Below are 12,055 nucleotides of genomic sequence, written 5' to 3'. Positions count from 1 at the left end.
GCGGAACGCACGGTGGACCATGTCGAACCGGCGGTTGACCTGCATCGCTACCGACCCAATGCAGCCGTTGCCGACCCACTACGGTCAGTCACCACTACCGTAAACGGTCATTCGTGCGGTCGATCCTTCCAGACGACTATTGTCGATTGTCGTTACCTGCAGGCGGCCACTGGGAAGCATCACTTTCATTGAAGTTGGGTCCGAAGTCGTTGCCATTCCTCCCAGGCGCGGGTTGGATCGACATCTTTGTATCCACGCTTTGCTTCCACTTCTTTTGCGGCATCCGCTGGTACCACCATTACGCTCATCTTGTCTCGTAGCGCTTCGACTTCAGGCCTTGTCAGCGGTATGCCCTTCTTCTTCTCAACGGACAGAAGGATTGCCGCGAGGGACGGAATGGCTTGAATCGCATAGTGTTTCGGGTTGGGACGTGCCGATATTTCGGCGTATGTACCGACATCCAATGCTGATAGCGGATCCATAGTGGCGGCGAGCGGCCCTCCGGCAATAAAAAAGGAAATCAGTACGAGATTTGCTGCCCTACGCATGTTTTTCTTCCGAGAATGCTGTTACACCCGTCGGGACCACAGGTGGCAGCGGGATCGACCCAACGGATCTCGATCGAGCCGATTCGCGTGCCAATCGGCAGTCCGCGAACTTCGGCCAACAAGTGCGCTGCAAGAGTCCAGTACAAGTCGAGTCCTTCGAGTGCGGTTGGGGGATTTGACGACAAACACAAAAATCAAAGGCAACACGGCGTTGCCTGTCAGGAATCAGCAGCCTTCTTGCGCAGGCGATTTCCCTCAGTTAGCGCTTTTACCGCCTTCCAGACCTCGTCGCCGCCAGCCTCATACCGTCCGTCGAAGTACAAGTCCTGCGCTGCTTGGACGGCGTCCAATGCGACCTTGAACAGTTCACCACGCGCGGGGATTTTGTTGCGCTTGAGCTTGTCTCTTATGCGGTCTGCAACCACCATGAGACATCCTTGGATGGTTGGTGTTTCGAATTTTGCCCAATCCTCCCAGTCAGGGTAACCGGACGCGAAATACAGGCTTCCCTGAATGTCGCCGAGTTCGTTCGTGTCACGAAACGGTGGGATACACCGCTGGCCGGCCATATCTCGCACCATCACGTATTCATCGTCCCATTGGTCCCATGGCAGGGGCTTTTCTCTTACCGGCAGATCGCGGTCAGGGTCGGCGACTCGTCTGAAGGGACCCAAGTAATAGGCAGGATGGTAAGGGGGAAGGCCGACGGCGGGACTTAGCAGCCGGTGAGCCGCCATGATGTCGCCTTTTGCGGAGGCGAGCGCCCGCGAGCAATCGTCTTCCGATTTACCCGTCTCAGTTGCGAGGTATCGAATGAGGGCCTTGGGATACGTCATGGTCGCTGGAGGATTGATGGTTCCTTCAAAGAGTGCTATCAAGGTGGCGAGATGAAATCTGAATGCGGCATTTTAATCACAATATTGATGGTGCACCTACCCAGGGCGGATGTCCCTTTATGGCCGAATTCAGCCGTCGGACCGATCCCTGAACTACGTCTTCGCCACACCCGCCACCTCGACGCTACAATCCTAAAATTCCGCCGGGCACTATCAAAAAGGGAGCCGCGACGGGCTCCCTTGCTTTCAATTTAGTACGGTTGATTCGTTACAGCGCGGCATCCTTGAGTTTCTTCAGCGGGCGAACCTTGACTTTGACAGTCGCGGGTTTTGCGGCGAACCACTGATCTTCGCCGGTGAACGGGTTTTTACCGAAGCGCTTCTTCGTAGCGGGAACCTGGGTGGCCACTACCTTGAACAGGCCTGGGAGGGTGAATTCGCCAGCCCCCTTCTTGTGCACGGCGCTGAGGATGGTCGTTTCCAGATGAGCGAGGACAGTCTTCACGGTCTTCGCATCCAGTTCGGTCTGCGCAACCAGGTGCGCCTGCAGGCTGGACTTGTTGAAGGTGTCTTTCAGCGGCTTGGCGGAGGATTTTGCAGTTGCCATGTGTAACGCACCTACTCGTTGTCAACATTTGAACTATCCATATTTATTAGATAGATTGGCTACCAATATTTCAAATATCGGAAAATAGAATGTTGATCTCAAAACTCTTGGAAGAGTATCTTCGCAACAAGATTCTGGCACCAGACACAGTGAAATCCTACAGGGAGAAGACTACCCACCTTATCCGAGAAGTAGGCGATATTGACGTGAATGAATTGAGTGTTGATAACCTCATTGACTACAGAAACAAGGTTATGAAGAGCACTTCGGCTTCGACTTACAATACGTTACACCGGCATCTCTCTGCGATCTTCCAATACGGCATGGAAACCGGGGTCGTTGCCTCAAGCCCGTTCCGCGTCGTCAGGAAGGCACCTGTGCATCATGAACTGCCGAAGGTAATTCAGAGGGAAAAGCTGAGCCTGTTATTTCAGCTGCTAGACCATCCAGAGCATCCGTGGCCGCCTTGCATGCGACCTATCTGGTTCTGGAGGGCCTTCATCAAGACGCTCTATTTCACCGGCATGCGGAGAAGACAAATTCTCAACCTGGAGTGGCGTGATAGACGTCGAACAACGCACTATTCACCTCAGATCCGAAACCAGCAAGACCCGGCGATCCTACGACATTCCCGTACCCCAATCCTTACTCTCCGAGTTGGGAACATATCGAAAAATATACTGCAAGCACCTCGGCCGAACGAATCCAAACTGGAAGGTCTTCAATGTCGGCCCGTTTCGGACTCGAGCGAAACGGACTGACCCTCGAGAAGCCATGGGCGAATGGAATCTGCGTGACGTCTTCGCCGAGCTCAGGAATACACAAGGGATAGTTGCATCCTGCCATCGCTTCCGCCACACGACCGGAACGAAATTGATGCGAGCGACGAAGAATCCGAAGCTTGTTCAGATTCAGCTTGGACATACGAGTCTCAATACGACGATGAAGTATGTCCACCCCGATATCGATGAGATGCGGGATTTGGTGTCCCATCTGTAGCAGATGGGATGTTGACAGTCCAGAGAGGTTCGGACAACCTCTCGCTCTGGAGGCAGAGGGACCTGATGCGGGCGCTTTCGCGACACACCACTTTTGTTTCGCAATACTGGAGCGGGAGACGAGGCTCGAACTCGCGACCTCAACCTTGGCAAGGTTGCGCTCTACCAACTGAGCTACTCCCGCTTTTTGGCTCCCCGACCTGGGCTCGAACCAGGGACCTACGGATTAACAGTCCGGCGCTCTACCAACTGAGCTATCGGGGAACAAGTTCCGCTCTGAAACGGAGGCCGGATTGTACAACAGCCTTATGCGTTTTTGAATAGTTTTTTTGCGATGCGCGTGAATCGGATGCGATTGGCTTGCTTCTCGCTCGGCTCCGGCGCCTCCCGCAGCTACGGTCTCAGGCGCTGACGTGCCGCAAGTCGAGCACGCGCTGCGCCTTGCCGGTGGCGGTGGTCTTGATCTCGCCGGCATTCAGGACGCGCACGGCCGTGGAAACGCCGATCATCGTCTTCACCCGGTGCTGCAGCTCACGTGCCAGCTGGGCGCGCTCGCTATCGGCCAGCGAGGCGCAGATCTCCGAGCGCGCCTCCACCGACACGGACAGCGAATCCATATGTCCGTCGCGCGTGATGCACAGCTGGTAGTTGCCGCTGAGCCGGGCAATGCCGAGAATCAGCTCCTCGACCTGGCTCGGGAATACGTTGACGCCGCGAATGATCAGCATGTCGTCCGAGCGGCCCGTGATCTTCGCCAGCCTGCGCATCGACCGCGATGTCGGCGGCAGCAGCGCGGTCAGGTCGCGCGTGCGGTAGCGGATCATCGGCATGGCTTCCTTGGAGAGCGAGGTAAATACCAGCTCGCCCTGGCTGCCGTCGGGCAGCACTTCGCCGGTGACCGGATCGATGATCTCGGGATAGAAGTGGTCCTCCCAGACCACCGGGCCGTCCTTGCTTTCAATGCACTCGGACGCCACGCCCGGGCCCATGATCTCCGAGAGGCCGTAGATGTCGACGGCCTGGATGCCGGCCCGGGTCTCTATCTCGCCGCGCATGCCCTGCGTCCACGGCTCTGCGCCGAAGATGCCGATCTTCAGCGACGACTCCGCCGGGTTCATGCCCTGGCGTGCCATCTCGTCGATCAGGTTGAGCATGTACGAAGGCGTGACGAGAATGATCGACGGCTCGAAATCGCGGATCAACTGCACCTGTTTCTCGGTCTGGCCGCCGGACATCGGCACGACCATGCAGCCGAGCCGCTCCGCGCCGTAGTGGATGCCGAGGCCGCCGGTGAACAGGCCGTAGCCAAACGCGTTGTGCAGCGTGTCGCCACGACGGCCGCCCGCCGCACGGATGGAGCGCGCGGTCACGTTGGCCCAGGTGTCGATGTCCTTCGCGGTATAGCCCACCACGGTGGGCTTGCCGGTCGTGCCGCTCGATGCGTGCACGCGCACCACCTCGTCCTTGGGCACGGCAAACAGCCCGAACGGATAGTTGTCGCGCAGGTCTTGCTTGGACGTGGTGGGGAATTTCGCCAGGTCGGACAACTGGCGCAGGTCGTCCGGATGCACCCCGGCTGCGTCGAAAGCGCGGCGGTAGTGCGCCACGTTGTCATAGGCATGCCGCAGCGACCATTTGAGGCGCGCCAGTTGCAGCGCCTGGAGTTCGTCGCGGCTGGCTAGTTCGATGGCTTCGAGTTCACCCGGTTGAGGAATTGGCTGGACCACGGTTGTCTCCTGAGAATGACACAGCGAAATTGGATTGGACGGTGGCGGGAACGGGGGCGCCACGCAGCAGCCTGCCAACCTGGCCATCGCGTCGACGGTCTTCGCCGTCATGCCGCGCCAGGTTGGCAACGTGCTGATCTATCGGTAGTTCGAGACCCGAAGCCGTCCGGATGCCTTGGCTTCGGCGGCAAGCCTCATGCAAACATCATGCGGGCTCGCGCTGCGGCACATGCCGCCGGCTTTGTACGACGCGGAAGCGGTTGGCGACAAACGCCGTATCGGCCAGACTCGCGTTGGCCGCGGGATTTGCGCCGGTGGCGTGGAAGTCCGAGAACGCTGCCGACTGGTTCACGAACACGCCGCCCGTGAGGTTGACCGACAGCGCAACGCCACCGGACACCGCGGCCTCGTCAGCGGCATCGAGCACCTGTTCGTCCGTGCTGTAGACGGACAGCGTCAGCGCGCCGCGCGTGCGAGCGATGCGCGCGGCGAGTTCCAGGGAGTGCTGGGTGGAATCGGTGGCGATCACAAACGCTATCGGGCCGAACCATTCCTGCGTAAATGTCGCCTCGTCGCGATTGGCGTCGAGCTTCAGCAGGACCGGTGTGCTGACGCTTGCCTGCGGGTAGGCCGGATGCACCAGGCGCTGGCTGGCAAGGAGCGGCACGCCCAGCTTTGTTACCTGCTCGATCCGCTCGAGCACGCCCTTGTTCTGGATCGCGCCGATCAGCTCGACGGCCTTGGCGGGATCGGCCGTCAGCTTTTGCACGGCATCGGCGATGGACTGGGCCACCACCTCGAACGGCACCGTGCCTTCGGCCGTCTTGATGCCATCGCGCGGCACGTAGATATTCTGCGGCGCGGTGCACATCTGGCCCGAGTAAAGCGCGAGGGAGAACGCGATGTTGCGCGACACCGCCTTCAGTTCGTCCGCCGAGTCGATCACGATCTGGTTGACGCCCGCCTTCTCGGTATAGACCTGCGCCTGCAGCGCGTGCGCCTCCAGCCAGTCGCCGTTGGCGGTGCTGCCGGTGAAATCGATGAGCCGGATCTCGTCGCGCGTGGCCAGCGACTGCACCAGCGCGCCGTCGTTGGGCGCGGTAGCCAACAGGGTCACGACGTTCGGGTCGAAGCCGGCCTCCTCCAGCACCTGCCGCGCGATACGCACGGTGATGGCCAGCGGCAGGATCGCGGCGGGATGCGGCTTGACGATGACGGCATTGCCGGTGGCCAGATCCGCGAACAGGCCGGGGTAGCTGTTCCAGGTGGGAAACGTGCAGCAGCCGATCACCAGGCCGATCCCGCGCGGCACGACGGTGAAGCGCTTTTCCATGGCGAGCGGCGGATTCTTGCCTTGCGGCTTTTCCCAGTACGCCGTCTCCGGAATGTCGCGCATGGCATCCCACGCATAAGTGATTGCCTCGAGCGCGCGATCCTGCGCGTGCGGGCCGCCGGCCTGGAAGGCCATCATGAACGCCTGCCCGGTGGTGTGCATGACGCTGTGCGCGATCTCGAAGCTGGCCTGGTTCAGCCGAGCCAGGATCTCCATGCTCACGCCGACCCAGGCCTTCGGGCCGGCCTTGCGATATTGCACCTGCGCCGCTTGTGCCGCCGCGATCAGCGCGTCCGGCTCCGCGTTGGGATAGCCGATATTCAGCGCGAAGCCGAATGGCGAATGCTCCGCGCCGACCGTGCCGTTGCTGCCGGTTTGATCGAGCCCAAAGGGCTGGCCGAGCTGCGCCTTGAATGCCGCTTCGCCGTCGGCGGCGGCGGTTTCGCCGTAGGTGCGCGGGCTGGGCATCTCATTGAAGGGGCTCCAGTAGCCTCGGTTCCGGATGGCGTCCAGGGCGTGGGCAAGTGTCTTCTCGTGTTTTTCAAACAGGGCGTGATTCATCGCGGGGGCCGTATTTTTTAGAGGGTTGCGGTACTGCGCTTGCTGTGCGTCGTTTTACCGTTCGTCGTAGCTCACGACAACCCGGTCGGAGACCGGATGGCATTGGCAGGTCAGCACGAAGCCGTCGTCGATCTCGTGCTGCTCCAGCGTGTAGTTCTTTTCCATCTTGACTTCGCCTTCCAGGACCTTGGCCCGGCACGTGCAGCACACGCCGCCCTTGCAGGCGTAGGGCAATGCAAGGCCCGCTTTCAGGCCAACGTCCAGCACGCTGACGCCCACATACGGCAGCCGCAGCTTGCGCTTCTTGCCGTCGATGATCAGCTCGAGATCCGCGGCCGGCGTGTCGTCGGTGATCTCGATGGGCGGCACGCCCGCTTGCGGCAACGGCGTGCCAAAGCGCTCCACGTGCACCTTCTCGGGTGGCACGCCGGCGGCCTTGAGCGCGGCCTCGGCGGCGTCCATCATCGGGCCGGGACCGCAGATGAAGGCTTCGTCGATCTCGGCCGCGGGCGTGAGCGTGGACAGGAAGGCCTGGCACTTCTCCTGATCCAGCACGCCGTTGAACAGCTCGACTTCCTGCAGGTCGTCGGACAGCACGTGATACAGCGAGAACCGGCTCATATAACGGTTCTTGAGGTCTTCGAGTTCTTCGGCAAACATGATCGCGTCGACGCTGCGGTTGCCGTACACCAGCGTGAAGCGGCTCGTCGGCTCCGTCTCCAGCGTGGTCTTGATGATCGCGAGCACGGGCGTGATGCCGGAGCCGCCCGAGAACGCCACATAGGACCGTGACAGATCGGCGTTCAGGTGCGTGAAGAAGCGGCCGTCGGGCGTCATCACTTCGATCTCGTGGCCGGGCTGCAGCGTGTCGAAGGCAAAATTGGAGAACCTGCCGCCGCGTACCCGCTTGATGCCGATGCGCAGCTCGCCATCGCGGTCATAGTCGGTGACGCCCACGCAGATCGAATACGACCGGCGGGTTTCCTCGCCATCGAGGTGCGCCTTGAGCGTGACGAATTGCCCTTGCGTGAAGCGGTACGCGTCGCGCAGGGCCTCGGGCACCTCGAACGAGACGGTCACCGCATCGGCGGTCTCGGGCCGTACCTCGCGGATACGCAGCGGATGAAATTGCGGAGTCGCCATGTTGTCGGTCCAGGTCAGTACGGTTCAGTACGGTTTGAAGTAGTCGAACGGCTCGCGGCAATCGATGCAGCGGTACAGTGCCTTGCAGGCCGTCGAGCCGAACTGCGCGAGGCGCTCGGTGTGCACGGAGCCGCATTGCGGGCATGCGGGCCTATCGTAGGCTGCGTAGGCTGCGGTGCGCGGCACGAAGCGGATGGTCTTTTCTTGCGGCGCGTGGTCGGCGCCGCAGTTGCCCATCGGGGGCGCGATGCCATACTGCCGCAGCTTGTCGCGTGCTTCGCTGGTCATCCAGTCGGTGGTCCAGGCGGGGGCTAGCACGGTGACAACGCGATGGGAAAGGATTCCGGCGGCGTTCAACGCCTGCTCGATATCCTCGGCAATCTGCGACATCGCCGGACATCCCGAATAGGTTGGCGTGATGACGACTTCGAGGGCGCCGTCGGCGCCGTGGCGCACGTCCCGCAGGATGCCCAGTTCCCGAATCGACACCACCGGAATTTCCGGATCGGGTACGGCTTCGAGTACGGTCCAGGCGCGCTCCAGCATGGCGTCGGACTCCATCAGCATGTCGGCAGCGTTCATCTCGATCTACCAGGTGGCGCCGGGATGCTGGCGCGCAAGGCTCTGCATTTCAGAAAGCAGGTAGCCCATGTGTTCCGAGTGCTCGCCGTGCTTGCCGGTGGTGATGTGCTTCGCTTCGCTGGGCAGCTTGAGCGTGGCTTGCGCCACTGTGGCGGCGACGTCTGCCTGCCAGGCGGGCTCGAGGTCCGCCATCAGGGGGCCGATGCCGGCTGCCGCAACCGCGGCTTCCACCGCATCGGTCGCGAAGAACTCACGGGTGTACGGCATCAGGTAATCCAGTGCCCCCTGCGCGCGCCGGTGCGACTCCTCGGTGCCATCGCCAAAGCGGATCAACCAGTCGGCCGCGTGGGTCACGTGGTAGCGGGTTTCCTTCAGCGACTTGGCGGCGATGGCCGCCAGATCCGTGTCGGTGGACGATTGCAATGCCGTCCACAGGTGCCCCATCAACGCGGAATACAGGAAGTTGCGCGTGACCGTGACCGCATAATCGCGCTCAGCGCGCGCCGTGCCGGCGAGCGGCCCAAAATGGGGCAGCTCCACCAGGGTGTAGTTGGCGAACTCGCGCTCCTCGCGGAAGTAGGCATAGCCGTCTTCGGTTTTCCGCGTGCCGTTCAGCGCTTCGTCAAGGGTAGCCGCGTGCGAATACAGCAGGCGCGCCTGGCCGATCAGGTCCAGGCTGATGTTCGCCAGCGCAATGTCTTCCTCGAGCGCCGGGCCCTGGCTGCACCACTCGCTGTTGCGCTGGCCGAGGATGAGCGCATTGTCGGCAAGGCGCAGCACGTAGGACAAATGTTGGGGCGTGGTCATGTTCTGGGTCCCGGCTTACATGTGGTCGATTTCGGGCGGCAGCACGAAGAAAGTGGGATGGCGATAGATCTTGTCGCCAGCCGGCTCGAAGAACGACTCCTTGTCGGCCGGGTCGGACGCCGTGATCATGGCCGAGGGCACCACCCAGATGCTCACGCCTTCCTGCCGGCGCGTGTAGACGTCGCGCGCCATGCGCAGCGCGCCGCTGGCATCGGGCGCGTGCAGGCTGCCGCAATGCTTGTGGTCAAGGCCCTGCTTGCTACGCACGAACACTTCCCAGATTGGCCATTCCTTGTTCATCTTCGTCTCCTGTTCAAGCAGCTTGTTTATGGGCGCGGGCGGCTTGCTTCTCGGCGTAGGCCAGCGCGGCTTCGCGCACCCAGGCGCCATCGTTGTGCGCTTTCACCCGGGTGGCGAGGCGCTCCTTGTTGCACGGGCCGTCGCCGTTCACCACGCGCCAGAATTCTTCCCAGTCGATCGCGCCGTAGTCGTGCGCACCGCGCGCCTCGTTCCACTTCAGGTCCGGATCGGGCAGGGTCACGCCAAGGATCTTGGCTTGCTCGACCGTCGCGTCCACAAACTTCTGGCGCAGGTCGTCGTTGGAGATCCGCTTGATGCCCCACTTGAACGACTGGCCGCTGTGGATGGAATCCTTGTCGCTGGGGCCGAACATCATCAGCACCGGCCACCACCAGCGGTTCACCGCCTGCTGCACCATGTCCTTCTGGGCCTGCGTGCCCTTCATCATCGACAGCAGCGCGTCGAAGCCCTGGCGCTGATGGAAGGACTCCTCCTTGCAGATGCGGATCATGGCGCGCGCGTACGGGCCGTAGGTGCAGCGGCACAGCGGGATCTGGTTCATGATCGCCGCGCCATCCACCAGCCAGCCGATCACGCCCACGTCCGCCCAGGTGGGCGTCGGGTAATTGAAGATGCTCGAATACTTGGCTTTGCCGGCGTGCAAGGCATCGACCAGTTGGTCGCGCGACACGCCCATCGTTTCAGCCGCGCTGTACAGGTAGAGGCCATGGCCGCCCTCATCCTGCACCTTGGCGAGCAGGATGGTCTTGCGCTTAAGGCTCGGCGCCCGGCTGATCCAGTTGCCCTCGGGCTGCATGCCGACGATTTCGGAATGCGCGTGCTGCGAGATCTGGCGGATCAGGGTCTTGCGGTACGCATCGGGCATCCAGTCCTGCGCCTCGATCTTGCCGTCAGCGTCCATCACCGCGTCGAAATGCGCCTGCTCCGGCGAGACGTCGGCTTGCACCGTTTCGAGCGGCTGGGCGTTGCCCGGGATATCAAGAGATTGGGTGTACATGGCGATTTCCTGTGAACCGATGCCGCAGTATATTTATAAACCGACCGTCCGGTTGATTTATTATTTAGATCGATACTAATGAAGCGATAGTATTATTGACTTAGCCGATGAGGAACTTGCTACCTGAAAAAGACGGCGTGATGAGCGAGGCATATTTGCCCTGGGATAGCCTCTTCTTCATGCAGCGTTGGGCAGGCCCGCCTCCCAGCCGGGAATCCCGACGCACGGCCTGCTTCCCCCTGATGCCGCACCCGGGCAGTAAAATGCAAGTTTGCCCCCTGGGGAAGAAAGTGTGCGTAAAGCGCGAGCTTGCCGCGATTGGCATCGCAGCTGTCCTGTCTGCCACGCAGGTGGTGTGGGCCGCGGCCGACGCGCCAATCGCGTCCGAGACCCCGCCGTCGACCGAGGCGTCGCCACCGGCGGGTAGCGCGAATTGCTGGGAAACGCTCTGGTCTCGCCCGAACGCGAAAGTGCAGCTGGAGGCAGGCGGCGCCATGCCGATGTCTATTACGACGGTCCAGGATCCGATAGAAAGTACGCCGGCGGGATGTCAGGCGATTATCCATATTCACTCGAAGAGCGCGCTCGCAGCGCTGATGGGGCCGCCAGTCATCGCGGATCAACGCGACCTGGTCAGCATCTCGCCGCTCGCCGCGCCATCGGCGATCCACATCGAAGTCCACTCAGAGATCAATGCGAGAGCGCGCTATGCCCGGCTCTATGGCGCATCGACAAGCATCGGCGAAGGTGTGATCAACTACGCGGGTGTCGATCTGCGCGAGGGCGCGATACTTGGCGGCGAGACGGTCAACTCCAGCGTTACGCTCAAGATCTACGCGCGAGGAACGGATGAGGAGGTGGGCGAACTGCGCGCCCCGCACGCCACGATCACCATCGGCTCGCGCCGCGTCGGACGGCGCCGCATCATTGAAACAGCGCTAGGCCGCAAGGAGTGCATACCGATCACTTACGAAAAGCGTTCCTCGCTTGGGCCGACGCAACTCGTCGATACGCTGATCATGACAACGCCTTCGGTCATGCAGATCACAGATTGGTATTGCCCAAGCGAGCGCTTCGTGCTGCGTACGGAAGTACGAGAGCAGGGCAAGGTTCAGCGGATCGATACGACGGCAATCATGCCGGTCGGCGCGGCACCCTGATTCCCGTTCGGGGACCAGGCAGGCAAGCCAGGCAGAACGCACAGCAGCGCTACATTGCCCTGGGCTGCAACATGGTCTGGGCGCCGGCCGGTTGCGAACCCGGTTTGCCGGAGACAAAAAAAGCCCGCCGGTCTGGCGGGCTGAGACTGCTGACAAAGTTGCGAACCATCCGGTTTGCTCCCCTCTCCCACTTGTGGGAGAGGGGTCGGGGGAGAGGGCGGGCGCTCGCATAGCGTGAGGACTTCCACTTCGTAGGGACTCCCGCCCTCTCCCCCAGCCCCTCTCCCGCGTGCGCTGAGGTTTGCCCACAAATCGGCGTCCTCGATAAGGCAGTGCTACTTGTAAACACAATCTGACAGTGTTAACTTCAGTCGACCTCTTTGACCATGACAAATAGCTGTGACTGAGACCGATGACCTCGACGATTGGGCTAGC

At 61.5% G+C, this 12,055-nt stretch carries 13 protein-coding genes and 2 tRNA genes; 3 read left to right on the top strand and 12 right to left on the bottom strand.

Annotated elements, in window-relative coordinates:
• Positions 1-192, top strand: a 192-nt coding sequence (locus ACGLHR_RS47765; protein ID WP_400102740.1) for a hypothetical protein, incomplete at its 5' end; no start/stop codon positions are given.
• Here ACGLHR_RS47765 and ACGLHR_RS47760 read toward each other — a convergent pair.
• The 3 genes from ACGLHR_RS47760 to ACGLHR_RS47750 form a co-directional block, all read right to left on the bottom strand.
• Complete coding sequence (locus ACGLHR_RS47760) at positions 186-548, bottom strand: hypothetical protein (RefSeq protein ID WP_400102739.1); 363 nt, start codon at positions 546-548, stop codon at positions 186-188. The genes ACGLHR_RS47765 and ACGLHR_RS47760 overlap by 7 nt on opposite strands.
• Before the next feature lie 218 nt (positions 549-766).
• Complete coding sequence (locus tag ACGLHR_RS47755; RefSeq protein WP_400102738.1) at positions 767-1,384, bottom strand: hypothetical protein; 618 nt, start codon at positions 1,382-1,384, stop codon at positions 767-769.
• A gap of 268 nt (positions 1,385-1,652) precedes the next feature.
• Positions 1,653-1,991: an HU family DNA-binding protein gene (locus tag ACGLHR_RS47750; protein WP_400102737.1), complete on the bottom strand. Its 339-nt coding sequence runs from the start codon at positions 1,989-1,991 to the stop codon at positions 1,653-1,655.
• 558 nt (positions 1,992-2,549) lie between these two features.
• Between ACGLHR_RS47750 and ACGLHR_RS47745 the strand changes: the two genes are divergently transcribed.
• Positions 2,550-2,990, top strand: coding sequence for a site-specific integrase (locus ACGLHR_RS47745; protein WP_400102736.1), 441 nt, complete (start codon positions 2,550-2,552; stop codon positions 2,988-2,990).
• A 107-nt stretch (positions 2,991-3,097) separates the two neighbouring features.
• On the opposite strand, the gene ACGLHR_RS47740 is transcribed toward ACGLHR_RS47745, so the two are convergent.
• The 9 genes from ACGLHR_RS47740 to paaA form a co-directional block, all read right to left on the bottom strand.
• Positions 3,098-3,173 (bottom strand) — tRNA-Gly (locus ACGLHR_RS47740).
• Positions 3,174-3,177: 4 nt separating this feature from the next.
• A tRNA-Asn gene (locus tag ACGLHR_RS47735) sits at positions 3,178-3,253 on the bottom strand.
• A 137-nt stretch (positions 3,254-3,390) separates the two neighbouring features.
• Positions 3,391-4,716, bottom strand: a complete 1,326-nt coding sequence (gene paaK, locus ACGLHR_RS47730) for a phenylacetate--CoA ligase PaaK (protein ID WP_318237378.1) — start codon at positions 4,714-4,716, stop codon at positions 3,391-3,393.
• 205 nt (positions 4,717-4,921) lie between these two features.
• Positions 4,922-6,610, bottom strand: a complete 1,689-nt coding sequence (gene paaN, locus ACGLHR_RS47725; protein WP_400102735.1) for a phenylacetic acid degradation protein PaaN — start codon at positions 6,608-6,610, stop codon at positions 4,922-4,924.
• 54 nt (positions 6,611-6,664) lie between these two features.
• Positions 6,665-7,753, bottom strand: coding sequence for a 1,2-phenylacetyl-CoA epoxidase subunit PaaE (paaE, locus tag ACGLHR_RS47720; RefSeq protein WP_318237376.1), 1,089 nt, complete (start codon positions 7,751-7,753; stop codon positions 6,665-6,667).
• A gap of 24 nt (positions 7,754-7,777) precedes the next feature.
• A complete protein-coding gene (gene paaD, locus ACGLHR_RS47715) occupies positions 7,778-8,335 on the bottom strand; it encodes a 1,2-phenylacetyl-CoA epoxidase subunit PaaD (RefSeq protein ID WP_400102734.1) in 558 nt (185 codons plus the stop codon).
• A 6-nt stretch (positions 8,336-8,341) separates the two neighbouring features.
• Positions 8,342-9,142, bottom strand: a complete 801-nt coding sequence (paaC, locus tag ACGLHR_RS47710; RefSeq protein WP_400102733.1) for a 1,2-phenylacetyl-CoA epoxidase subunit PaaC — start codon at positions 9,140-9,142, stop codon at positions 8,342-8,344.
• A 15-nt stretch (positions 9,143-9,157) separates the two neighbouring features.
• The gene (gene paaB, locus ACGLHR_RS47705; protein ID WP_318237373.1) at positions 9,158-9,442 is read right to left on the bottom strand and encodes a 1,2-phenylacetyl-CoA epoxidase subunit PaaB; all 285 of its coding nucleotides are present in this window, start codon (positions 9,440-9,442) and stop codon (positions 9,158-9,160) included.
• 13 nt (positions 9,443-9,455) lie between these two features.
• On the bottom strand, positions 9,456-10,460 hold the full coding sequence (gene paaA / locus ACGLHR_RS47700) for a 1,2-phenylacetyl-CoA epoxidase subunit PaaA (RefSeq protein ID WP_400102732.1): 1,005 nt from the start codon (positions 10,458-10,460) through the stop codon (positions 9,456-9,458).
• A 107-nt stretch (positions 10,461-10,567) separates the two neighbouring features.
• Between paaA and ACGLHR_RS47695 the strand changes: the two genes are divergently transcribed.
• Positions 10,568-11,620, top strand: a complete 1,053-nt coding sequence (locus ACGLHR_RS47695; RefSeq protein WP_400102731.1) for a hypothetical protein — start codon at positions 10,568-10,570, stop codon at positions 11,618-11,620.
• Positions 11,621-12,055: the final 435 nt, after the last annotated feature.

Source organism: Cupriavidus sp. CuC1 (assembly GCF_044627735.1).
GTDB lineage: Bacteria > Pseudomonadota > Gammaproteobacteria > Burkholderiales > Burkholderiaceae > Cupriavidus > Cupriavidus ulmosensis.
This window is presented reverse-complemented; position numbering and strand designations above follow the sequence as displayed.